Origin of the sequence: Duganella sp. Dugasp56, from assembly GCF_047304105.1 — a bacterium.
In the GTDB taxonomy this organism is placed as follows: Bacteria; Pseudomonadota; Gammaproteobacteria; order Burkholderiales; family Burkholderiaceae_D; genus Rugamonas; species Rugamonas hordei.
The window spans coordinates 116538-139624 of the sequence record NZ_JBGLYQ010000006.1; the positions used below are offsets into that span (position 1 = coordinate 116538).

The following is a 23087-nucleotide window of genomic DNA, read 5'->3' on the forward strand; positions in this document are numbered from 1 at the left end:
GAACACCTATGAACCCCAATGCACTGACCCTGAAGCCGGGCGCGATGACGCTCTCCGAACTGCGCGCCGTGTGGAGCGCGGCCGGTCCGCTGTCGCTGGCCGCCGAAGCCTATCCGGTGATCGAGGCATCCGCCGCCGCCGTGCAGGCCATCGTGGCCAAGGGCGACGCGGCCTACGGCATCAACACCGGTTTCGGCCTGCTGGCCAAGACCCGCATCCCGGACGACAAGCTGGAACAGTTGCAGCGCAACCTGATCCTGTCGCACTCGGTCGGTACCGGCGAGCTGGTGTCGGATGCGGTCTGCCGCCTGATCCTGTTGATGAAGATCGGCAGCCTGGCGCGCGGCTACTCCGGCGTGCGTCCGCTGATCATCAACACGCTGATCGCGCTGTACAACGCCGGCATCATGCCGGCCATTCCGGCCAAGGGTTCGGTCGGCGCGTCGGGCGACCTGGCACCCTTATCGCACATGACGCTGGCCATGCTGGGCGTTGGCGAAGTGCGCGTCAACGGTGAGCTGATGCAGGCCGCCGACGCGCTCAAGGCCGCCGGCATCGCGCCGGTGGTGCTGGCCGCGAAGGAGGGCCTGGCGCTGATCAACGGCACGCAGGTGTCGACCGCGCTGGCGCTGCACGGCTTGTTCATGGCCGAGCGCCTGCTGGAAGCGGGCATGGTCTCCGGCTCGCTGTCGCTGGACGCCGCCAAGGGATCCGATTCCCCGTTCGACGCGCGCGTGCACGAGGTGCGCGGCCAGCCGGGCCAGATCGCCGCCGCATCGATTTACCGCCAGTTGGTGAGCAACAGCGCGATCCGCGCTTCGCACCTGATCGGCGACGAACGCGTGCAGGACCCGTACTGCCTGCGCTGCCAGCCGCAAGTGATGGGCGCATGCTGGGACATCATCGGCAACGCCTCGCGCACGCTGCTGATCGAAGCCAACGCGGTGACCGACAATCCGCTGCTGTTCAAGGATGGCGAGCTGTCGGTAGTGGTCTCGGGCGGTAACTTCCACGCCGAACCGGTGGCCTTCGCCGCCGATACGCTGGCGTTGGCGATCGCCGAAATCGGCGCCATTTCCGAGCGCCGCATCGCGCTGCTGATCGACGCCACCTTGTCCGGCCTGCCGCCGTTCCTGGTGCGCGATCCGGGCGTGAACTCGGGCTTCATGATCGCCCACGTGACGGCCGCCGCGCTGGCGTCGGAGAACAAATCGCTGGCCCATCCTGGCAGCGTCGATTCGATTCCGACCTCGGCCAACCAGGAGGACCATGTCAGCATGGCGACCTATGCGGCGCGCCGCCTGGACGATATGGCGCAGAATACGGCTGTCATCATAGGCATCGAGCTGCTGGCCGCAGCCCAGGGCATCGATTTCCATCGTCCGCTGAAGACGTCGCCGCAACTGGAGCACGTGCATGCGCAACTGCGCCAGAAGGTGCCGTTCTTCGACGCCGACCGCTTCTTCGCACCGGATATCGAGGCCGCCAAGGGCATGGTCATGCGCGGCGAGTTGAGCGCGTCGTGCAAGAGTTTGTTCACGCCATTGCATCCATAAGAGGAGGCGTCATGGACTATCAGTTCAAAGCAGGCAGCATACCCTTGCTGGTGTCCATGCCGCACGTGGGCACCGATATTCCGGACGAGGTGGCGGCCTGCATGACGCCGGCCGCCACGGACAAGCAGGATACGGACTGGCATCTGGTGCGCCTGTATGAATTCCTTGGCGAGATGGGGGCATCGACCTTGTCGGCGCGCTGGTCGCGCTATGCGATCGATTTGAACCGTCCGCCGGAGAATACCAATTTGTATCCCGGCCAGGACACGACCGGCCTGTGTCCGGTCGATACCTTCCATCGCGAGCCGCTGTATCTGGACGGCCGCACACCGGACGAGGCGGAGGTGCGCCGCCGCCTTGCCGCCTACTGGAAACCCTATCACGATCAACTGCGCGCCGAGCTGGATCGGCTGCTGGCGCTGCATGGCCGCGTGGTGCTGTGGGATGCGCATTCGATCGCGTCCATCGTGCCGCGTTTCTTTGAAGGCAAGCTGCCGGACCTGAACTTCGGCACCGCCGACGGCACCAGCTGCGCGCAGGGTCTGAGCGACGCCATCGTGTCGCGCGCGCTGGCGCAGGAACGGTTCAGCGTGGCCGTCAACGGCCGCTTCAAGGGCGGCCACATCACGCGCCACTACGGCCGGCCTGCGGCGAACGTGCACGCGATCCAGCTGGAGATGTGCCAGTCGACTTATATGGATGAGGAAGCGCCTTACGGCTATCGCCCGGACCTCGCGGTGCGGGTGCAGGGCGTTCTGAAGGAAATGACGCGGGCCGCCGCCGACTGGGGGCGCGCATGAGCAGACTGTTTGCGCGCCATGCCTTGCTGCCGGAGGGATGGCGCAAGGATGTGCTGATCGAGTGGGATGCGGCTGGCGCCATCACCGCCGTGACGGCCGGTGCCGAAGCCCCGGCCGGCGTCGAGGTGGCTGAATATGCGCTGCCGGGCATGATCAACCTGCATTCGCACAGCTTCCAGCGGGCGCTGGGCGGACGCACCGAGAGGGCGGGCGAAACCCAGGACAGCTTCTGGACCTGGCGCGACCTGATGTACCGCTTCGCGCGCAACATCACGCCCGAGCATATCGAAGCCATCGCGGCCCAGCTGTTTTCCGAGTGCCTGCGCCACGGCTATACGGCGATGTGCGAGTTCCATTACGTGCAGCGCGCGCCGGACGGCGCCATGTACCCCCGTCCGGCGGAAACGGCTGAGCGGGTCATCGCCGCCGCACGGTTGGCGGGAATCGGCATCACCATGCTGCCGGTGTTGTATAGTTATTCCGGCTTCGGCGAAAGCGCGCTGAAACCGGAGCAGCGGCGCTTCAAGACCGATCCGCAGGACGTGTTGCGGGTGATCGAGGCGCTGGAACCGCTGCGCGATGGGCAGACCGAGGTCGGCGTGGCGCCGCATTCGTTGCGCGCGGCGTCGGTGGCGCAGATCAACGAGGTGCTGGTGACGCTGCCGGACGACCGTCCGGTGCATATCCACATCGCGGAGCAGAAGCAGGAAGTGCAGCAGTCGCTGGACTGGAGCGGACGCCGCCCGGTGCAATGGCTGCTGGACCAGGTGGAGGTGAACGAACGCTGGTGCCTGGTCCACGCCACGCACCTGATGCGCGACGAGGTGGACCTGATGGCGCAGAGCGGCGCCGTGGCGGGCCTGTGCCCGACGACGGAGGCCAACCTGGGCGACGGCCTGTTCCCGCTGGAGGAATTCCTGGCGGCGGGCGGACGGTTCGGCATCGGCAGCGACAGCCATATTTCGCAAGGTGCGGTCGAGGAACTGCGCTGGCTGGAATACGGCCAGCGGCTGCAGCATCAGCGCCGCAATATCGCGGTGTCCGCCGAAGAACGCAACGTCGGCGACTTTTTGTGGCAGGGCGCCTTGCGCGGCGGCGCGCAGGCGAGCGGGCGCAAGGTGGGCGCGCTGGCGGTTGGCCGCCGCGCCGACCTGATCGTGCTCGACGAGCAGCATCCGAATTTTTATGGATTGGCGCTGGACGAGGTACTCGGCAGCTTCGTCTTCTGCGGCAATGACAATCTGGTCAAGGACGTCATGGTCGGCGGCCAGTGGGTGGTACGCAATCAGCAGCACGTTGCGCAGCAGGCGATCGCTGCGCGCTTCAAGCAGACCTTGGCCGAACTGAGGGAGTTCCGATGACCCAGCTAATCCAGTATGCAAGCCTGCGGCCCGCGCCGTGGAAAAATGGCGGCGGCAGCACCACGGAAATCGCCGTCTTCCCTACCGGCGCCGGCTTCGATGAATTCGACTGGCGCATCAGCCTGGCGACCATCTCGCAGAGCGGCCCGTTCTCGTCCTTCCCCGGCATCGACCGTTCGCTGGCGCTGGTCGACGGCGACGGCGTGCTGCTGGATTTCGGCGACGAGCGCTTCGTGCTCAGCCCCAGCGAACCGCTGATCGAATTCCCTGGCGAGGCGGCGGTGCACGCCACCGTCACCGGCGCCCTGACCACCGACTTCAACGTGATGACGCGGCGCGGCCGCTGCCGCCACCGGCTCGAGCCGTGCGTGGTGCGCGGCACGGAGGAACTCAAGCGCCGCGGCGGCACCACCTTGCTGTTCCTGGCCGACGGCGAAAGCCTGACGCTGAGCAGCGCGCGCGAACGCATCGCCATGGTGCGCTACGACGTGGTGGTGATGGAGGCCGAGGAGGCGTGGACCATGGAAGCGTCGCTGGCGACCGTCTTTGTCGTCGACATCGTCTATAACTAGAAAGCTGCCTGTATGTGGGATGTGTTGTTTACCAATGTGCACCTGGCCACCATGGCCGGCGGCTACGGTGAGATCCGCGATGGCGCCATCGCCGTCAAGGATGGCCGCATCGCATGGCTGGGGCGCCAGGCCGACATGGCTGCGGGGGCGGTGGCGCAAACCATGCACGATGGCGGCGGCTGCTGGCTGACGCCCGGCCTGATCGACTGCCACACCCACATCGTCCACGCCGGCAACCGCAGCGACGAATTCGAGGCGCGCCTCAACGGCGCCACCTACGAGGACATCGCCCGCGCCGGCGGCGGCATCATGTCCACCGTGCGTGCCACCCGCGCCGCGTCGGAAGATGAGCTGATGCAGCAAAGCCTGCCGCGCGTGCGCAGCCTGCTGGCCGAGGGCGTGACCACGCTGGAAATCAAATCCGGCTACGGCCTGACCCTGGAATCGGAAGCGAACATGCTGCGCGTCGCGCGCCGCATCGGCCGCGAACTGCCGGTCGGCGTGGCGACCACCTTCCTCGGCGCGCACGCGTTGCCGCCGGAATTCGCCGGCCGCGCCGACGACTACATCACCGAAGTATGCGCGATGATCGCGCCGCTGGCCGCAGAAGGATTGGCCGACGCGGTCGATGCCTTCTGCGAGCGCATCGGCTTTTCGCATGAACAGACGGAGCGCGTGTTCCAGGCCGCGCGCGAGCACGGCCTGCCGGTCAAGCTGCATGCGGAGCAGCTGTCCGACCAGCGCGGCGCGGAACTGGTGGCGCGCTACCAGGGCCTGTCGGCCGACCATCTCGAACATCTGGGCGCGGCGGGCATCAGCGCGATGGCCGCCGCCGGCACCGTGGCCGTGCTGCTGCCCGGCGCCTACTACTTCCTGCGCGACACCACGCCGCCGCCGGTGGCCGCGCTGCGCGCCGCAGGCGTGCCGATGGCGGTCGCCACCGACTGCAATCCCGGCACCTCGCCGATGACGTCCCTGCTGCTGGCGATGAATATGGTCTGCACCCTGTGGCGACTGACGCCGCTGGAGGCGCTGGCCGGTTGTACCGTGCATGCCGCCCGCGCGCTGGGCCGCGATGGGCAGATCGGCAGCCTGGAAGTGGGCAAGCGCGCCGATTTCGCGCTGTGGCGCATCGCCCGTCCGGCCGACCTGTCGTACGCCATCGGCCTCAATCCCTGCTGCGGCGTGGCTAACGGCGGGGTGTTGCGTTCGCCGCAAGTTTAGAGGGAACGCTCTCAAAATTCCGTTTCGTGCGTTGGCCTTTCGGTTACATTATCCGGGATGCCTCTACACGTAACAGGATAACCATGTTTGCCTTGAATTCCCTCCGCGTCGCGGTCCTGATGATGTTGGGCCCAGGCCTGGCCGCGCAGGTGCTGGCCCAGGAGCCGGTGCCGCCGTCGCCAACCCCGCATGTGCCGGAAGTGCCGGTGGTCGCCACCGCGCCCTTGCAGCCGGCCGCCGTGCCGGTGCCGGCCATCGCGCCCGCCGTTGCGGTGCGGCCCTTCGTCGACGTGGTACGCGGCGTCGTCCACGTGCTGGGATTCCTGAACCTGTACCAGAAAGAGGAAAAGGTCTGGATCGAGCTGCGCCCCGACCAGTTCGACAAGCCGATCTTCATGACCGTGAATATGCCGAACGGGATCGGCGAGCGTGGCGTGTACGGCAGCCAGATGGGCTTCAGCCAGGTGGTGGTGTTCCATCGCGTCGGCAGCCTGGTGCAGATGATCGCCAAGAACACCGGGTTCGGCGCCAAGGGCGGCACGCCGCAGGCATTGGCGGTGTCGCAGGCGTTCTCGGACAGCCTGCTGGCCATCGCGCCGGTGGCCAGCGGCCCGAATCCGCAAAACCACGGCATCCTGATCGAAGCGAACAACCTGCTGTTCGGCGACATCCCCGGGTTTACCACGCGGCTGGAAGCGGCCTTCCGCCTGGCGTATGTGATGGATCCGCGTAACAGCAGCTTCCTGACGGTGCGTTCGGACGAAGCCATGACCGGCTTCCAGGTCAATGCCCACTATTACGTGCCGCGCATTCCGGCGCCGCCGGTGGTCATGCCGACCGTGCCGCTGGCCGTCGCCAGTCCGCCGACCACGCTGCCGGACCCGCGCAGCATGTTCCTCGGCTTCTATTACAGCTTCATGCCGCTGCCCGCGCAGCCCATGCATGGCCGGCTGGCGGACGACCGCATCGGCCATTTCGTCAGCACCTCGCAGGACTTTTCCGACGACGTGACGCCGACCACGGCGGTGCACCTGGTGGAGCGCTGGCGGCTTGAAAAGCAGGACCCGGCGCTGGAGCTGTCGGAGCCCAAACAGCCCATCGTTTATTGGCTGGATGCGAACATCCCCGAGAAGTATCGCGAATCGGTGCGGCAGGGCGTGCTGGCATGGAACGCCGCGTTCGAGCGCATCGGTTTCAAGAACGCCATCGTGGTCAAGCAGCAGACCGAGGCCGACCGCTTCGATACGATGGATGCGCGGCACGCGTCGGTGCGCTGGTACTTCGGCAGCGATGCGGGCCTGGCCATCGGTCCGCGCCAGGTCGATCCGCGCAGCGGCGAAATACTGGATGCTGACATCGCCATGTCCGACGTGTTCGCGCGCGGCGCGCGGCGCCTGGTCGGCGAGGACGGCATGTCGCTCCAGCCGCGTGCGGTGGCGGGGGCGGAGGCGCACTGCGACTACCTGGACGAGTCGGCGCAGGAGATGGGCTTCGCCATGGGCCTGCTGGAGGCGCGCGGCGAACTGGAAATGGGCAGCCCCGAGGCGGACGCCGTGGCGCAGGCTTATGTGCGTTCGGTGATCATGCATGAAGTGGGACATACGCTGGGCTTGCGGCACAACTTCCGCTCGTCCACCATCTACAGCCTGAAGGAACTGCAGGATCCGGAATTCACGAAGAAGAACAGCTTGGCCGGTTCGGTGATGGACTACACGCCGTTCAATCTGTCGCTGAAGGGCGAGAAGCAGGGCGAGTACGTGGCGTCCACGCTGGGCCCTTACGACTACTGGGCGATTGAATACGCCTATAAACCGATGGAGGCCGCGCAGGAGAAGGCGGAGCTGGCGAAGATCGCCGCGCGCTCGAACGAGCCGCAACTGGCGTTTGGCACCGACCAGGATGCTGGCGGATTCAACTCCGACCCGGACGTCAACGTGTTCGACCTGGGCAGCGATCCGCTGGCTTACTTCCAACGCCGCCTGACGATGTCGCGCGAGCTGTGGGACCGGATCGAGACCCGTACGCTCAAGCCGGGCGAGAGCTATGAGACGCTGCGCCGCGGCTTCGATTACGGCTTCCAGCAGTTTGCGCGCACCATGCCGGTGGTGGTCAAGTATGTGGGCGGGGTGACGTATCTGCGCGACCACGCCGGCACCGGGCGGGCGACCTTCACGCCGGTGCCGCTGCCGCGCCAGCGCGAGGCCTTGCGCATGTTGACCAACAGCCTGTTCAAGTCGGACAGCTTCAGGTTCACGCCGGCGATGATCAGCCGCCTGGCGCCGGATCATTTCGAAACGCGCGGCAGGGCCGACGTGTCGGTCAGCCAGCGGGTGCTGTTCCTGCAGGCCGCCGCGCTCGATCAGCTGATGTCCGACGGCGTGGCCGCGCGCTTGCTGGATTCCCAGGAAAAGCTGGACGACCGCAAACAGGCGCTGGGCCTCGAAGAGCTGTACTCCACGGTGCAGGGCGCGGTGTGGAGCGAGCTGAAAACCGGCAAGGACATCAGCGGCATGCGGCGCAACCTGCAGCGCGAGCACCTCAAGCGCGTGGCGGCGACGCTGCTGCGCGGCTCGCCGGCCACGCCGGCCGACGCGCGCAGCCTGCAGCGCGAGAACGCGCTCAAGCTGCAGCGCGAGATCCGCGCCGCGATGGGCAAGCCGATGTGCCGCGAGGCCAAGGCGCATCTGTCGGAGTCGTACGAAACGCTGAGCCAGGCCTTGAGGGCGCCGATGCTGCGCGTGGGCACATAGCCAGCGCGACCCAATACAGCCGGGTTAGCCCAGCAATGGTAAGCTTGCCGGATTGATCATCAATCCGGAGTGCTTGTGCGCGCACGTTTGCCAGTTTTGCTGTCGCTGCTGTCGCTGATATTCGCTTGTGCGGCGTGGGCCGCGCCGGGCGATACGCTGCATGTGGGGTCGAAGCGCTTCACCGAGTCGTACATCCTCGGCGAGGTGCTGACGCAGACGGCCGCGCCGTACGCCAAGGCCGAGCACCTGCAGGGACTGGGCAATACCGCCATCGTGCTGGCGGCGCTGCAGGCCGGCCGCATCGACGTCTATCCCGAATATCTCGGCACCATCGACCTTGAAATCCTCAAGCACGCGCAGGCCGCGCCGCTGGAGCAGATCCGCCGCGAACTGGCGCCGATGGGACTGGGCGTGGCTGTGCCGCTGGGCTTCAACAATACCTATGCGCTGGCGATGCGCGGTGGGCCCGATGGCCTGCACAAGCTGAGCGAACTGGCGGCCGCGCCGAAGCTGCGTCTGGGCCTGTCGCATGAATTCATCGGCCGCGCCGACGGCTGGCCGGGACTGGCCAAACTCTACGGCCTGCCGCAGCGGCCCGAGGGACTGGACCACGGCATCGCCTACGAGGCGCTGATGCAGCGCCAGGTCGACGTCATCGACATCTACTCCACCGACGCCAAGATCCGCCAGTACGGCCTGCGCGTGCTGGACGACGACCGCGCCTACTTTCCCCGCTACGATGCGGTGCTGCTGTACCGGCTCGATGCGGCCGCGCGCTTTCCGGCCGCGTGGAAGGCGATCACGCAGCTGGAGGGGCGCATCAGCGCCGCCGACATGATCGCGATGAACGCCTCGGCCGAAATCGACGGCCAGAATTTCGCCCACGTGGCGCGCGACTGGCTGGCGGCGCACAAGCCGCTGGCCGCTGCCGGCGCTGCCTCCGCGACGACGGCGCAGTCAACGGCTCCTGCCCAGGTCAGGGATGGCCTGATGGCCAAGATCTTCGACAAGAGCCTGTGGACGCTGACGCGCCAGCACGTCACGCTGGTGCTGTTCGCGGTCGTCATGGCGTGCCTGATCGGCGTTCCGCTGGGCGTGCTGGCGGCGTTCTTCCCGCGCCTGCGGCAGGTGGTGCTGGCGGCGACGGGCGTGCTGCAGACGGTGCCCTCGCTGGCCTTGCTGGCGCTGCTGATACCCTTGCTCGGCACGATAGGCACGGTGCCGGCGCTGGTGGCGCTGCTGGTGTATGCGCTGCTGCCCATCGTGCGCAACACCTGCACCGGGCTGCTGCAGGTGCCGGCCGGCCTGCGGCTGGCGGCGCTGGCGCTGGGACTGCGGCCGTTCCAGCGGCTGGTGCATATCGAGCTGCCGCTGGCGCTGCCGGTGATATTGGCCGGCGTGAAAACGGCGGCGGTGATGAGCGTGGGAACGGCCACCATCGCCGCCTTCATCGGCGCCGGCGGCTACGGCGAGCGCATCACCATCGGCCTGGCGCTGAACGACAACGACATGCTGCTGGCCGGAGCGATTCCGGCGGCGGTGCTGGCGCTGCTGACCCAGGGCGCGTTCGAGCTGCTGGAGCGGCTGGCCAGCCGAGCGCCGTCACAGGGAATGTAGCTTCGAGCGAGTGACGACGACTTCCTTGTGCAGCACGCGCTCGGCGTGGAAATCGTTCTCGCGCTGGGCGGCGATGACTTCCAGCGCGCGGGTATAGCGCTCCAACCGCGAGCGCAGATAAGCTTTGTAGACCACGATGGCCAGGGGCGGTAGTTTGATCATGACTGACTCCTGCAGGTTCGCATCAGCAGTCATTTTGTAAGGTTGATAACTTTACGCCTTGTTCTGGATCAAGTCTTGGGCCATATGGGTCAGTGCGCCTCCGGTGACGCGACAGATGCGCCAGTCCGGCAACAGCGACGCGCCCATGCCTTCGTAGAACTTGATGGCGTTGGCGTTCCAGTCCAGCACCGACCATTCGAAGCGGCCGCAATCACGCTCCACCGCCAGTTGCGCCAGCGCCACCAGCATCTGCTTGCCGTAGCCCTTGCCGCGGCAGCTTTGCTTGACGTACAGGTCTTCCAGGTACAGGCCCTTCTTGCACAGGAAGGTGGAGAAGTTGTGGAAGAACAAGGCGAAGGTGACGACCTCGCCGCCGGCCTCGCCGACCAGCGCCTCGCACACGGGCTTGGCGCAGAACAGGCTGTCGTGCAGCATGGCCTCGTTGGCGACCACCATGTGCTCGAGTTTTTCAAACACGGCCAGTTCATAAATCATGCCGAAGATAGCGGCGACGTCTGCCGGCCGGGCCGGGCGTATGGTCAAATCGGAAGGTGTCATCAGGCTTCTACCATGCTTTCTGCGGGAAGAGGTGTATCGGATTGCAGCGCCCAGGCGACGCTGGACAGGCACAATACCATGCCGGCCCATTCCATGGTTCCGGGGCGGAAATGTTCCAGCTGGATCGACAGCAGCACGGAAATGACCGGCGTGACGACGCCGATGTAGACCGCCTTGTGCGAGCCGATGCGGTGGATCAGCGTGAAATAGGCGGCGAAGGCGATCACCGAGCCGAACAGCGCCAGATACAGCAGGCCGCCCCAGTATTTCGCGCCGCTGGGCATGGTGAACGACTGACCGCTGAGCAGTACCCACAGCGTCACCAGCATGCTGCCCCACATCATCGACCAGGCCATCGTCAGCGGCACGTTGGACGATTGCTCGCGCACCTTGACCACGACCACGTTGCCGATCGAGCTGGCGACGGTGGCGGTGACCGCCAGCATCAGTCCAAGCAAAAAGTGGCCGTTGCCGCCGGACATGATTTCAGTCCACGCGCCGTGGATCGACTGGAAGAACAGCAGCGTGACGCCGCAGATGGCGACCGCGCCGGCGCTCCAGGTGCGCCAGCCGAGCGGCGAGCCGAAGGCGAAATGGTTGAGGATGGGATTCCAGAACACCATCAGCGCGAACAGCACGGCGACCAGGCCGGATACCAGGTATTGCTCGGAAGTGTAGGTGCAGATGTAGCTGAGGGCGAAGGTGGCGCAACCTTGCAGCAACATCCAGCGCTGGGTGCGCCATGGCAGCAGCAGCTTGTCGCCGCGCGCCAGGCACCAGGCGAACAGCACCGCCGCCGACAGGGCGAAGCGGTAGACCACAGAGACGGCCGGCGCGACCTCGCCCAGTTGCAGCGTGATGGCGAAGAAAGTGGAGCCCCAGATCAAACAGGCGATGATGAATAGAAGTGGAGAGGACATCAAACGAGTATAGCTGTCCGGGCCGCATCTTGCCTAGCGTCTACGGTTTTGTTGCGACGCAACAGGTGCCCAAATAAATTGTTTCCCAATTGTACGAATCGGGGTTTTTGTTGAAAATGCAAGTATGATGGAAACACTAATCGTCAACGGGAGAGCGGTAATGAGCACCGCGCTGCAAATCAAGGTCATCACGCTGCTGGGCTATGTCGCGGTCAGTACCGCGCTGGTGCTGCTGCTTGCCGACGACGAGTTGCAGGGGCTGTTCGCCTTCACCGGCTTCCACTAGTACGCCAGTTTCAAGCGGCGGTACAAAAAGCCCAGCACGAACAGCGGGCCGATCAGCAGGAAGCGCAGGTCGTCGAAAAAGGATGGTTTCTTGCCTTCGATCTTGTGGCCGATAAACTGGCCTATCCACGCCAGCACGAAGATCGCCACCGACAGCGGCAACACAGCCCTGTCCGGCAGCGCGGCCAGCACGGCCAGGAACAGCGCCGACATCAGCAACATCCCCACCGCGAACGGCTTCGACAGCTTGAAATAATACGCCAGCGACGCCAGGGTGACGGCCACCGCCACCAGCGGATGGATCGCCCATAGCAGGCCCAGCAGCGTGAAGACGATGATGGGCACGCAGACGAAGTGGATCAGCTCGTTGGTCGGGTTCAGATGGCTTTCGCTGTACTGGGCCAGCAGCGTGTCGATGGTGCGGGTTTGCGACATGGGTGTCTCCGGTTTTTTTAGTACGGTCGTGCCGTTGACAAATTCTACACCCGAAACGCGGCTGCGCGACGCGGTAGAATGCCGTCATGTCCAAACCAGCTTCCGCCATTCCCTCCGCCCCGCTGACCGGCCTCGCGCCGGTGGTGGACGCCGGCACCCGCATCCTGGTGCTGGGCAGCTTCCCCGGCGCGGCGTCGCTGGCGGCGCAACAATATTATGCGCATCCGCGCAACTTGCTGTGGCCGATATTGTCGGCGCTGACCGGCGAGCCGCTGGCGCAGCTGCCGTATGACGAACGCCTGCCGCGCCTGCTGGCGCATGGTTTCGGTTTGTGGGATGTGCTGGGCGCGTGCGAGCGCGAGGGCAGCCTCGACTCCGCCATCCGCAAACCCGCCGCCAACGACTTCGCGCGCCTGCGCGTGCTCTGTCCGTTGCTGGAAACGGTGGGCTTCAACGGCCAAACCTCCGGCAAGTTCGCGCCGCAGTTTGCGGCCGCCGGATACCGCACGCTGGTGCTGCCATCGACGTCTCCGGCCCACGCTTCGCTCACACTGGTGCAAAAGCTGGAGCAATGGAAAACACTCATCTAGAACGCGCGACCGGCGTCCGGTTGACGGCGCCGATTCTCAAACTATCTGCCGTAAAATAAATTCATCGCCCCGAGTTAGAAACGTGTCGTCGTGTCCGGCCTATGACTGTCTCCTCAATGCATCTCCCGATCTCCTATGACTCAGTTGCTTTCGTCGCAAAAGAAATCACTCAGGTGGTGCCTGGGTAATATCCACTTTGAACACAGCAGAAGCGCATGTATCCCCGAAGCCGCGCTGCACGGCTTTTGCAAGGTTCTTTTTCAAGATCAAAGATGGGCCGAGATTTGGACTGTAGATGACGTGGGAGATGTACTGTGGTGGTTTTTACATGGCAAGTCTGATTTATTGACTGGCGTAGTCGGCTCGCTATCAGCAGCGGAGAATATTGAGCTCTTGGATCAGCTATGTCTTGACGCGATTCAAGAGCTTGAATCGTATCCTCGACAATACAATATTTACATAGAGTTACCAGGTCTATATTGGGGAGGAGAAACGATAACCGAGCTGGTTTTGACTGATTCAATGACCTTGCTCGGCACAGCAAAACCTTCGGTAGCGACGAACGCGCTCATACGCCCCGATAGACCCTTGGGTGACACGAGTCGCGCAGCAACCGCAGAAGAGTTCATGGAAGCTATCGCTCCTATAGCAGCGATTCTTTTGCGTCGAGAAACAATTTATCTTCAGATTTTAGAGAAGGGATTTCTGAGCCCTTCGCACCCGAACGAGGTGCCGCCCATCCTCTCCGCTGCCTTGCTTAAATTGAAGGTCTTGCTGGTATTTGCTATGGAAATCGGCTTATTGGAGAGGCGTGAAGTCTATCGCCTTGACTATCCTACTGATGGGGATTATGGGGAACCCGTCCATGTGGCCTGTCACGAAGCGGTTGACTCGGGCAAGGCCTGTTTGGGGTTGCCAAGTGATATGGCCAATTTTTTGCGGGGCATGACGTTCACAAACTCCGGGCAGTTAACTATCTCCGGTATAAGGGAATTGCTTACTCCGATCTTGGAATTCATCGAAACACTAAGTTCCGACGAGCACGCTGTCGGAATCGGTGCCGGCATTGAATGGCTGCTGGACTCCCTGATTTCATCGAATCAAACGATTTCCTTGCTTCAATGTTGTATAGGGATGGAGTCCATTTTGGGAGAGAAAAGTTCAGGAATGCAGGAGCTTGGAACGGCAGCGCGCTTGGCTGAGCGGTACTCCTACCTCATGGGAAATTCGGTGGCAGACAGGATTCGACTTAGAGAGGACTTTCGCAAAATATTTTTAAAGCGGGGAGAGCTTGTCCATGCCCGTAAGACACGACTATCTTTACGGGACTATTGGGTCGTTCCCAAAGCCCAAGAAATGCTACAGCGGCTCATTCGGAAGGAGCTCAGCTTACACTTGGGGATTGATGCGGCGCGTCTTGTGAAGATGCAGCTTGAACACTTAAGAATGGACTACTCGCTTCCTGGATGGCATTAGTTGAGTTTGTCGGATAACGTCAAGTTGGAGCAGTGCGAATCAATGCGCGACAATACGAAACTCTGTAGCTTTGGCTACTGGGCGCACTTGATTCCGTTCCCGTCTCAACTCCACGATGCCGTAGTTGGACATGGTTTTCAACGTGCGCGACAAGTTGCTTGGTTTGCGGCCGGTTACTTCTGCCAATGCAGAAATGGATTCGGGTTGCGTTTCCGTAATCACGTGAAGCAACGCCCGGTTTTCATCACTCAGGACCTCGGCCAGCGATTTCATGGACGTGAACCAGACTTTGGGCTCGTTCGGCTTCGGTTTATAACTGCCGCGTGCGATCGCGAGCACGCGCTCGCGAATTTTCTCTTGCGACAAGATGCCAATAAAAATCGGTTTCATCACTTTCTTACCTCCTGCAGTATGCGGTCCACGTCCGCAAAGAAATCGTTGATGAGTTGCTGGGCATCCTTGAACTCATATGGCACTCCTTGATCTGATGGATGTCGATGTTTGTGGTCGAAAGCCAAGATGCGTCCCGCATACTTGAACTTCTTTGGCGGCTTTACCATGTGGGCATTATCGTAACCGAGGATGCGTTTTCCATATGGTTCGTGCAGCGTTAGCGAGTAGCGGATACCATGTGGAACCTCGACTGTAACGTCAGTCCGCTTGGCTTCTATTTTGATCCAATAGCCGTCACCTTGGTCGAGTACTGAGCCGTCCAGGTCGAGCAAGGTGTCAAGGGCCGGATCGATCTTCATGCGGTGAGTATATCATCTGGTGATATGCTTTTCCCGATTTGGCGCTAACCGTTCAGGCATTATTGCCAGCATTAAAACAAGGGTGTCAAATTGACCAAAACATCAACCTGCTGTGGCCGATCTTATCGGCGTTGACCGGCGAACCGCTGGCGCAGCTGCCGTACGACGAACGCCTGCCGCGCCTGCTGGCGCACGGCTTTGGCCTGTGGGACGTACTGGGTGCCTGCGAGCGCGAGGGCAGTCTCGACTCGGCCATCCGCCAGCCCGCCGCCAACGATTTCGCGCGCTTGCGCGAGTTGTGTCCGCTGCTGGAAACGGTCGGCTTCAACGGCCAGACCTCAGGCAAGTTCGCACCGCAGTTCGACGCCGCAGGCTATCGCACTGTTGTACTGCCATCCACATCGCCCGCGCACGCTGCGATGTCGTTTGAACAGAAGCTCACCAGCTGGCGTCGCCTGCTGGCCGGCTGATACGATGCGCGCGGCACCGTTTCTTCCGCCGCTTCAAGCGCGCACGGCAGCCAGCACCGTGGCGGTGTCGACGATGGCGGCGTATTCGCCGTCCAGATTCGACAGCGCCATCCAGTGCACACGGGGCGGGCCATGCCTTTTTGCATATCGATGACGATCAGGGCCTGCATCTCAAGTCTCCTCGCGTTCGACCACGCGCACCACGGTTTCCCGGTAATCGGCAAAGCCCATGCGCAGGTACAGCGCGTGGGCTTCGTTGCTGCGCATGACGTGCAGGAAGGGCGTGTCGCCGCGCTGCAGCTGGCGGCGGATCAGCTTGACGATCAGCCGTTTGGCCAGGCCCCGGCCCTGGTAATCCGGATGGGTGCAGACGCCGCTGATTTCGCACAGGCCCGGCGCGCGCAGGCGCTCGCCGGCCATCGCCATCAGCCGCTCGCCGTCGAAATAGCCGAAGTAGTCGCCCAGCTCGATGGTGCGGATGCCGAACGGGCCCGGCTTGCACAGCGCGGCCAGTTCCACCGCCTGCGCCGCGTGCTGCGGCTGCAGCGCGATGGCGTCGGGCGCCGGATCGTCGGCCGGCATGGCGCCGGCCCAGACCATGCGGAACATGGTGCTCTCGGCGGCGATGCGCCAGCCGGGCGGCGCGGCGCCGCTCCAGCTGTCGCAATAGAACTGCTCGCCCGGCGCGCAGTGCGGTTCCAGCGCGGCGAAGTCCGGCCGGGCCGGATCGGCAAAGGCGACGATGGGGGAAAATCCGGGCGTGTAGCGGCGCGCGCCGCCGCTGCCGCTGGCGTGGCGCGCGTGCGCGCCGGTCAGGGTGTGCCAAAAAATGTGGTCCAGCAGTTCATTGCGCTTCATGCAGCTTGCCTTGTCCGTGGGTCATGGTTATGCTTGTTCAAAAGGTATCGATCGTAGTGTAATTCCAAAACGGGGGACACGTGGACAATCAGAATATCGCCATCATCGGACTGGGCCGGATTGGATCGGCTTTCTTGCGCAATATGCTGGGCCGCCGCGAGCGCGGCGTCAACCTGGTGGCCGTGGCCGAGAGCGGCAACACGCCGGGCCGCCAGATGGCGCTCGACGCCGGGCTGAAGGTGGTGTCGCTCGATGAGATCGTGGACCTGGACAACGGCGTCGACATCCTGTTCGACCTGACCGGCATTCCCGCGGTGCGGCGCGAGATCCGCGAAAAACTGATGGCCCGGAATAACCACCACACGGTGATCGCGTCGGAAACCATCGCCCGCCTGATCTGGGCCATGACCACCGACGACGACCTGCCCGTCATTGCCGGCCGCAGCACCGGCTATTGATGCTTACGGGCCGACCGGCACGATGGTGGTCGCGCCGTCGTCGGTGATGCCGATCAACAGCAGGCCGTCGCCGGAAACCGCCATCTGGCGCGGTAGCAGCTGTCTGGCGCCGGCCGCCAGCTTGAACTGGTTGAGCAGCTTGCCCGTGGTGTCGTAGACCCAAACATCGCTGACCGTGGCGCGGGCGGCGGCGCCGCAGTAGATGCGCCCGTCGCTGCCCAGCTTGATGTTGTTGGGTGTGCCGTCGCCGGCGGCCAGGTAGCCCAGCACGCCGAGGTCGGCCGGACTGGAGATTACACACAGCTTGGGCGTGGCGCTGGCGCTGTAAATCCGCGTGCCGTCGGCGCTGACGGCGATATCCTGCCCCAGCGTGCCGCCGCCGGCGTGGCTGGCGGCAGGGATCCTGGCCGGGTACAGCATGCCGCCGCCAAGGCTGGCATAGTCGACACTGACGCTGGTCACCTGCACCGCGCTGGTGTTTTCCTGCTGCTGCACCACCAGCTTGCCGTCGCCGCTGGCCGCGATCACGCCGGCCGTCAGCGGCAGCGTGCCCTGATACACGCCGCCTGCGGTCAGATAGGCCCGGCCGTCACCCAGCACCAGCACCTCGACACCGTTCGGACGGATGATCTTGAGGCGGGTCGTCTTGTCTACCCCTGTCAGCGGCAACTGGCTCAGGACGGCGAACGTGTTGAGGTCGATGCTGGTCAGCGCGTGGTTGCTCAGGTTCAGCACATGCAGCACATCGCCGTTGGCGCTGGTGACCATGTCGCCCAAGCTGGCGGCCAAGCCGGTGATGGTGATGACCTTCTGCCCGCTGTACAGGTTGTAGACGTCGATGTAGGCGCCGCCGTTGTGGGCATAGGCATACGGCCGGATCGGATCGGCAATCACGGTGGCGTAGGGCAGCGGCAGGGTGACGTTGGCGGTCGGCGTCAGCGTGCCTTTCCACAGCGCCACGCGGATCGGTTCCGGGGCCTTGGCGTCCGCGTCGTTCGGCGTCAGCGTGACGGTCGCGATGTTGAGTGTGTCGGGACCGAACGGAGTCGGGTCGGCCGTCAGCACCAGCTTGTTGCCGTTGACGCCGGCCACCAGCCAGGTCGCGCTGGAACTGGCGCTCATGCCGGTGAAGTTGTTGAAGTTGTCGGTAACGGTCAGTGTGCGGGTCAGCCGGGTCCAGCTGGGCGAGGCGCTGAAGGCCACGGCGGTTTCCGACGGGATCAGCTTGTGCTGGTCCTTGTTGATGGTCAGCAGCGTCGGCGCGATCGCCAGGTCGCCGTTGACGCGGGACGCGGCCTTGACCAGCACCGACGTGGTGCCGACGGCGGCGTTGGCCGGCCGTGCGGTGATGACGGTGCTGGTGCCACCCTGGTTGATGCTGCCGCTGGCGACGGTGGCGCTGGCCCAGGACGGCATGCCGTCCAGGCTCCACGGCCAGGAGTTGGTCGACGTGTTCAGGCTCAGCGTCAGCGTCTGGCTGGTGCTGAAATCGCGGCCGTAGGTGCCGCCCAGGGTCAGGCTGTTGGCCGATGTGGTCAGCGTCGCCGGCACCAGGTTCAGCGCGACCGGCAGCGCGCGCGTCGACAGTCCCGGCGCGCTCAGCGTGATGCTGCTGTTGTAGCTGGCGCTGGCCAGCGATCCGACGGTGGGATCGACCGTCAGCACGGTGGTGGAGGGCGTGCCGCCACTGGTCGGCGACAGCCGCAGCCACGGCGCATTGCTGACGGCGCTCCAGCTGGCGGCGCTGTTGTCGTCGGTGCCGATGCTGACCACCTGGGTCGGGATGGGCGCGCCGTTGACGGCGGTGAAGGTGACGCCGTTGGCGCCGGTGGTCAGGCCGCTCGGCAGCACCGTCAGCGAGGCCGGCAGGCTGGCGACCTGGCCGTCGCTGGCGGTGATGGTCAGCGTGGTGTTGTAGCTGCCCAGCGCCAGGCCGGTGGTGTCGAAGACTACGTTCAGCGTGCCGCTGCCGGTGCCGCTGGCGCGGGCCGGCTTGAGCCAGCCGGCGCCGCTGGCGACGGTCCAGCTGCGGCCTTCGCCGGCGATGGCGACGTCGATCGCCGCCGGCGCGGCGCCGCCGAGGTGGGCGGTGCCCGCCAGCGCCACGGTGGGCGTGGCGGTGAAGGTGGCCTGGCCGGCCGGCACCACCTGGAAGCCGTAGGGCAGCAGCATCGGCGAACCGGGGAACTGGCTGGCGCAGCCGCTGTCACGGCACAGGCGCACGTTGAAGTTGCCGGTGTAGGTGCCGGCCGCCAGGCTCGGCGCCGATTGCAGGATGGCGTGGTATTGGGTGTCGCTGTCGCGGATCAACTGGGCGCTTGGCTGGATCACGCCGGCGCTGTCGGTGACGCTGGCAACCACCGTGGTGGCGTTGGCGAAATCGGCCGGACGGTTGACGGTGGCGAGCACGTTCAAGGTCAGCGAGGTGCCGGCGTTGATGGTGGCGCGTACCGTGGCGGGATTGAAGGTCAGCGCGGGCGAGGCGGCCGGGGTATCGGTGCCGCCGCCGTTGTTGCCGCCTCCGCCGCCGCCACCACCGCCACCGCAGGCCGTCAGGCCGGCGCCCAGCAGCGCGGCCAGCGTCAGGGAGGCGATGACTGTGGCGGACTTGGGTCTGAGCATGGCGGAATCCTTGTGGTAAACGCTGCTTGATTTACAATTATTGCAATTGTTGCGCAATTGCAACTAGAAGTCAAGCCTGTCCCACCAGTCTGCCATGATGTTTGCTAGTGGCGCGCCTCATACGCGCGCAGCCGGTCCAGCTTGGCCGAATACAGGTCGTGGTCGCCGCGCGTGGTGCTGTTTTCCAGCGCGTGCGCCAATTGCGACTCGGCCGCCTTCAGGTTGCCCAGCTGGTAATTGGCCATGGCCAGCCAGAAGTGGAATTCGTGGTAGTCCGGCACCCGCTCCAGCTCGCGTTCGAACATGTCGCGGGCGCGCTTGTAGTCGCCCCGCGCCATCGCTTCCTGGCCCAGGTTGAAGAAATGGAAGGGCGGATACGGCTCCAGCTGCGCCAGCCGCACGCGCAGCACCGCCGCTTCATCCATCTTGCCTTCGCTTTCCAGCGTTTGCGCCAGGTTGGCCAGGAAGATGGTGTTGTCCGGCGCCTGCGACAGCGCATAGCGCAGCGTCTGCTCGGCGTCGAGCCGGTCGCCGTGGTGCTGGTAGATCACGCCCAGCGTGTTGTAGACGTTGAGGTAGTGCGGATCCTGCTCGATCGCCTTGCGCACCGACCAATAGGCGTCGTCCAGCTTGCCTTGCGCCATCAGCTCGGCGGCGCGGTTGTTCAGGTACATGGCGATGATGGTCTGCTCCTCCAGCGGCTTGGCGTTTTCGCGCGCCTTGGGCGGGATGGGGATGAAGTCCACCACCAGCGAGTTCGACATGTCGACGCTGATGCCGTCGGCGTAGCGGGTGCGCTGCTTGCCTATCGCCAGGTTGACGTGGTTGCTGGCGAAGTACAGGTCGCCGGAGCGGCTCCAGCTCTCGTCGACCTCGACCTGCTGAAACTGCACGGGCAGGTTGAGCTCGCGTGCCAGCGCGGCTGTCATGATGGCCAGCGACAGGCAGTTGCCGGCGCGCGCCGCGAAGGTCTGGGCGGCGTTGCGCGTCATCGCCGAATCGTATTCGAGCTTGAGCTTGTCCTTGCGGTAGAGCGCGTCGAACAGCACGCGGCGCACGTCCTTGCCGCCGAGCAGGCGGCCGCTGCCGCCGTTGCCGCCGATCTCGCGCTGCAGGTAGAGCCGCATGTCGTCATTGAGGGCGAATACATGGTCGGTGTCGACCGGGGTGGCGGGCGGCTGGAACAGTTGGTCGTGGAATACCGGCGGGGCGGCGTCGCGCGCCACGGTCGCGGGACCGGCGCAACCGCCCAACAGGGCGGTCGACAGCACGGCGCATAAGGTCAGGGCCCAGGTTTTCATGACGATCTCCCAGCGGATTCTGTGTTCCGCTTGAAGAAAGTATCCTCGGCTCCCGGGACTATGTCAAACAGGAATTTATGCCAGCGGCCGCACGTCCACGGCCTGTCCCTGGGCGTCGAATCGGAGCGCCGCCGAGACGTTGACGATGCCGATGCTGGCCAGCGCGTCGCGCAGGTCGTCGAGCTCCAGTTCGAGGTCGGCGGCCAGGTCCAGCGGCCGCTCGCACAGCGCCAGCTCCACCTCGCCGTCGAAGAGCTGCACGCGCAGCACCATGTCGTCGTCGACGTCGGCCGGGGCGATGATGGCGCTGGCCTGCTCCGGCGCGCGGCCGTCCAGCGCCTGGTTCAGTTCGGACAGCATGCGCAGCGTCGCGTATTCGGCCTGGGCCTGTTCCCTGGCGCCGAAGAACAGGTCCTGGTACAGGAAGTTCAGGGTCAGTTCCGGCGTCGCGCCACGGCCGCGGCCCAGGCAGCGCGCCACCAGCGGCGCGTGCTGCGCGGTCCATTGCTGATAGCGTTCGGCGCGCCTGGCGAAGTAGGCGTCGGCGGCTTTTTCGGCTTTCGGCACCTGGTAGAAGGCGTCGTCGGCGCGCTTGAGCGCAAAGCCCAGCAGGAAGCGCAGCTCGACGGCGCTGTCGGCGGCGCCGAAGCTGGTGGCCGACCAGCCGGTCGCCATGCTGCGTTCCAGCGCCGGCGCGGCGGCGATTTTTTTCTCGGTCAGCGAGTGCGCCGCCTCGCGCAGCATGGCGTGCAGCTGGCCGTAGGTGATGCGTTCAATTTCGTCGAGGTCGTAGGCGTGGCTGACCAGCACCACCTTGGCCTGCGGGCTTTCCAGGCCGGCGTCGGTGAAGCTGGCCAGCAGCGCCTCGTAGGCATCGCTGTCCTGGAAGTCGGCGGCCGGGTCGAGCCCGCCCTGGCTGTGCACGAACACCGGGATGGCGAAGGCGTCGATCTCCAGCTCGGGCGCGCCCTCGCGGCGCAGCAGCAGGCTGGCGGCGCCTTCCTCGACCGCGTTGCGCAGGTAGCGGTAGCCGTCGATGGCCTCGTCGCGTGCCAGCTCGATGGCACCGTACAGCACTTCGTCCTTGCCCTGGTTGAGCAGCTTGCGCAGCAGGCGCTGGAAGTCGAGCGCCTTTTGCGCCAGTTCGGCGCGGGTGCTGTCGGCCACGATGTCGTTGTTGAATTCGCCGTCCGCCAGGTCCAGCGCCAGGGCGCACAATTCGGTGGTTTGCTGCTCGTCTTTCAGTTCCGGGGAGTTGGCGGATTTGCGCGGTACGGGGCGCTTATTTTTAGGCATTTTTTCTTATCGGTCGGTGTGGAAGGCTTCGTGCAGTTCGTCGAGCAGGTCGGCGGTTTCATCTTCGGACAGACCGAGGTGGCGGCAGGCGCCATCGCCGCCTTTTTCCCATTCATAGGACAGGCTGCGGCCATGGAAGCGCGCGATGCCTTTTTCCGCCAGCAGCGCCAGCGCCACCAGCGAGCGCACGGCGTCGTCGGTGGCCGGGTCGTCCAGCACGCGGTAATCATGGTGCAGCAGGATGGCCCAGGAGACGTCCGGCGACAGCCCCCAGTTGCGCGCCAGCAGGCAGCCGATGGCGGCGTGGTTGGTGCTGTAGCGGCTGTCCTCGATGGCGGTGAACGGGGTCTCGGCGTCCTCGCAGGCGTCGGCGTAGGTGCCGGCGTAGTCGGTGAAGCGGTTCATCAGCAGCGGCACGCCGATGTCGCAGAACAGGCCGAAGGTGTGGGCGATGTCGGGTGGCGCGATGCGCAGCTTTTGCGAGAAGAACACCACGGCCTGGGCGCGCCGGGCGGAGATTTCCCAGAACGCGTTGAGGTCGGCCTCCTTGCCTTCGATGGCCTGGCGCGCCAGCAGCCCGGTCAGCAGCGCGGCGCACTGGTTGATGCCGAGGAAGTTGATGCCCTGCTCGACCGACTTGGCCTTGCGCGCGGCGCCGAAGAACGGCGAGTTGGCCAGCTTGAGCAGCGCGCCGGACATGCCGACGTCGTTGCCGATGATGCGGGCGATCTTGCGCGGCGACGGATCGGGCAGCGCCAGCTCGCGCTGCAGGTCGACAAGCAGGCTGGGCCGGGGCGGAATGCGGATCGAGCGCATCAGCGCGTCTTCTACCGCGTTTTCTGCTGGCATGGCTTTGGCTGCAACTGTCGTCATCGTGTTCATCTTGGGGTAAGGGCGGCGCGCGACGCTATTTCATCATGATGTTATTTCATCACTATAAACCAGGGCGCCAACTCATGCTGGGCATGCTTACTCCGATTATCGCCGCAAGCGCGCGCCGGCGGCATGAATTTCTCCCGATTTT

At 64.8% G+C, this 23087-nt stretch carries 23 protein-coding genes; 12 read left to right on the forward strand and 11 right to left on the reverse strand.

The features are described from left to right. Positions 1–8 precede the first annotated feature (8 nt). The 7 genes from hutH (at position 9) to ACCD07_RS05670 (ending at position 9880) form a co-directional block, all read left to right on the forward strand. Complete coding sequence (gene hutH / locus ACCD07_RS05640) at positions 9–1556, forward strand: histidine ammonia-lyase (RefSeq protein WP_413446749.1); 1548 nt, start codon at positions 9–11, stop codon at positions 1554–1556. Positions 1557–1567: 11 nt separating this feature from the next. Continuing rightward, positions 1568–2356 (forward strand): N-formylglutamate deformylase, encoded by a 789-nt coding sequence (hutG, locus tag ACCD07_RS05645; protein WP_353401084.1) that lies wholly within the window; start codon positions 1568–1570, stop codon positions 2354–2356. Further along, positions 2353–3717 carry a formimidoylglutamate deiminase gene (locus ACCD07_RS05650; protein WP_413446750.1) on the forward strand — a complete coding sequence of 455 codons (1365 nt, stop codon included), beginning with the start codon at positions 2353–2355 and terminating at the stop codon, positions 3715–3717. The genes hutG and ACCD07_RS05650 overlap by 4 nt, the downstream gene beginning before the upstream one ends. Beyond that, positions 3714–4289 (forward strand): HutD family protein, encoded by a 576-nt coding sequence (locus tag ACCD07_RS05655; protein ID WP_353401081.1) that lies wholly within the window; start codon positions 3714–3716, stop codon positions 4287–4289. Before ACCD07_RS05650 ends, ACCD07_RS05655 begins: the two co-directional genes overlap by 4 nt. Before the next feature lie 12 nt (positions 4290–4301). Next, on the forward strand, positions 4302–5513 hold the full coding sequence (gene hutI, locus ACCD07_RS05660) for an imidazolonepropionase (protein ID WP_413446751.1): 1212 nt from the start codon (positions 4302–4304) through the stop codon (positions 5511–5513). A gap of 119 nt (positions 5514–5632) precedes the next feature. Further along, positions 5633–8263 carry a zinc-dependent metalloprotease gene (locus ACCD07_RS05665; RefSeq protein ID WP_413446752.1) on the forward strand — a complete coding sequence of 877 codons (2631 nt, stop codon included), beginning with the start codon at positions 5633–5635 and terminating at the stop codon, positions 8261–8263. Between the two features lie 105 nt (positions 8264–8368). Then, positions 8369–9880 (forward strand): glycine betaine ABC transporter substrate-binding protein, encoded by a 1512-nt coding sequence (locus tag ACCD07_RS05670; RefSeq protein WP_413446795.1) that lies wholly within the window; start codon positions 8369–8371, stop codon positions 9878–9880. Here ACCD07_RS05670 and ACCD07_RS05675 read toward each other — a convergent pair. The 3 genes from ACCD07_RS05675 to ACCD07_RS05685 are packed head-to-tail and all read right to left on the reverse strand — an operon-like array spanning position 9866 to position 11520. Beyond that, positions 9866–10042, reverse strand: coding sequence for a hypothetical protein (locus ACCD07_RS05675; protein ID WP_176652364.1), 177 nt, complete (start codon positions 10040–10042; stop codon positions 9866–9868). The genes ACCD07_RS05670 and ACCD07_RS05675 overlap by 15 nt on opposite strands. 51 nt (positions 10043–10093) lie before the next feature. After that, the gene (locus tag ACCD07_RS05680) at positions 10094–10600 is read right to left on the reverse strand and encodes a GNAT family N-acetyltransferase (protein ID WP_176652365.1); all 507 of its coding nucleotides are present in this window, start codon (positions 10598–10600) and stop codon (positions 10094–10096) included. Beyond that, complete coding sequence (locus ACCD07_RS05685) at positions 10600–11520, reverse strand: DMT family transporter (RefSeq protein WP_413446753.1); 921 nt, start codon at positions 11518–11520, stop codon at positions 10600–10602. Before ACCD07_RS05685 ends, ACCD07_RS05680 begins: the two co-directional genes overlap by 1 nt. Positions 11521–11680: 160 nt before the next feature. On the opposite strand from ACCD07_RS05685, the gene ACCD07_RS05690 reads away from it, so the two are divergent. Continuing rightward, the gene (locus tag ACCD07_RS05690) at positions 11681–11806 is read left to right on the forward strand and encodes a hypothetical protein (protein WP_353401072.1); all 126 of its coding nucleotides are present in this window, start codon (positions 11681–11683) and stop codon (positions 11804–11806) included. Here the strand turns inward: ACCD07_RS05690 and ACCD07_RS05695 are convergent. After that, entirely contained in the window at positions 11803–12240 is a 438-nt protein-coding gene (locus ACCD07_RS05695; RefSeq protein WP_413446754.1) for a DUF962 domain-containing protein, read from the reverse strand. The two genes, ACCD07_RS05690 and ACCD07_RS05695, sit on opposite strands and share 4 nt — an antisense overlap. An 86-nt stretch (positions 12241–12326) precedes the next feature. On the opposite strand from ACCD07_RS05695, the gene ACCD07_RS05700 reads away from it, so the two are divergent. Both ACCD07_RS05700 and ACCD07_RS05705 read left to right on the forward strand, forming a co-directional pair. Further along, a complete protein-coding gene (locus ACCD07_RS05700) occupies positions 12327–12830 on the forward strand; it encodes a DNA-deoxyinosine glycosylase (RefSeq protein WP_413446755.1) in 504 nt (167 codons plus the stop codon). A 135-nt stretch (positions 12831–12965) separates the two neighbouring features. Then, entirely contained in the window at positions 12966–14306 is a 1341-nt protein-coding gene (locus ACCD07_RS05705) for a hypothetical protein (RefSeq protein ID WP_413446756.1), read from the forward strand. Between the two features lie 39 nt (positions 14307–14345). Here ACCD07_RS05705 and ACCD07_RS05710 read toward each other — a convergent pair whose 3' ends face one another. Further along, positions 14346–14696: a transcriptional regulator gene (locus ACCD07_RS05710; RefSeq protein ID WP_413446757.1), complete on the reverse strand. Its 351-nt coding sequence runs from the start codon at positions 14694–14696 to the stop codon at positions 14346–14348. Further along, a complete protein-coding gene (locus tag ACCD07_RS05715) occupies positions 14696–15058 on the reverse strand; it encodes a DUF6516 family protein (RefSeq protein WP_413446758.1) in 363 nt (120 codons plus the stop codon). The genes ACCD07_RS05710 and ACCD07_RS05715 overlap by 1 nt, the downstream gene beginning before the upstream one ends. Positions 15059–15147: 89 nt before the next feature. Between ACCD07_RS05715 and ACCD07_RS05720 the strand changes: the two genes are divergently transcribed. After that, positions 15148–15528, forward strand: coding sequence for a DNA-deoxyinosine glycosylase (locus ACCD07_RS05720; RefSeq protein WP_413446796.1), 381 nt, complete (start codon positions 15148–15150; stop codon positions 15526–15528). A 171-nt stretch (positions 15529–15699) separates the two neighbouring features. Here ACCD07_RS05720 and ACCD07_RS05725 read toward each other — a convergent pair whose 3' ends face one another. Beyond that, positions 15700–16386 carry a GNAT family N-acetyltransferase gene (locus ACCD07_RS05725; protein ID WP_413446759.1) on the reverse strand — a complete coding sequence of 229 codons (687 nt, stop codon included), beginning with the start codon at positions 16384–16386 and terminating at the stop codon, positions 15700–15702. Between the two features lie 80 nt (positions 16387–16466). Between ACCD07_RS05725 and ACCD07_RS05730 the strand changes: the two genes are divergently transcribed. After that, positions 16467–16844 (forward strand): homoserine dehydrogenase, encoded by a 378-nt coding sequence (locus ACCD07_RS05730; RefSeq protein WP_176652370.1) that lies wholly within the window; start codon positions 16467–16469, stop codon positions 16842–16844. 3 nt (positions 16845–16847) lie between these two features. On the opposite strand, the gene ACCD07_RS05735 is transcribed toward ACCD07_RS05730, so the two are convergent. The 4 genes from ACCD07_RS05735 to ACCD07_RS05750 all read right to left on the reverse strand — a co-directional run bounded on the left by ACCD07_RS05735 (position 16848) and on the right by ACCD07_RS05750 (position 22936). Continuing rightward, a complete protein-coding gene (locus ACCD07_RS05735) occupies positions 16848–19466 on the reverse strand; it encodes a quinoprotein amine dehydrogenase (protein ID WP_413446760.1) in 2619 nt (872 codons plus the stop codon). Positions 19467–19570: 104 nt separating this feature from the next. Then, positions 19571–20767, reverse strand: a complete 1197-nt coding sequence (locus ACCD07_RS05740) for a tetratricopeptide repeat protein (protein ID WP_353401066.1) — start codon at positions 20765–20767, stop codon at positions 19571–19573. A gap of 75 nt (positions 20768–20842) precedes the next feature. Beyond that, the gene (locus ACCD07_RS05745; RefSeq protein ID WP_353401064.1) at positions 20843–22063 is read right to left on the reverse strand and encodes a DUF2863 family protein; all 1221 of its coding nucleotides are present in this window, start codon (positions 22061–22063) and stop codon (positions 20843–20845) included. Positions 22064–22069: 6 nt separating this feature from the next. Continuing rightward, positions 22070–22936 carry an HDOD domain-containing protein gene (locus tag ACCD07_RS05750; protein WP_176652373.1) on the reverse strand — a complete coding sequence of 289 codons (867 nt, stop codon included), beginning with the start codon at positions 22934–22936 and terminating at the stop codon, positions 22070–22072. Positions 22937–23087: the final 151 nt, after the last annotated feature.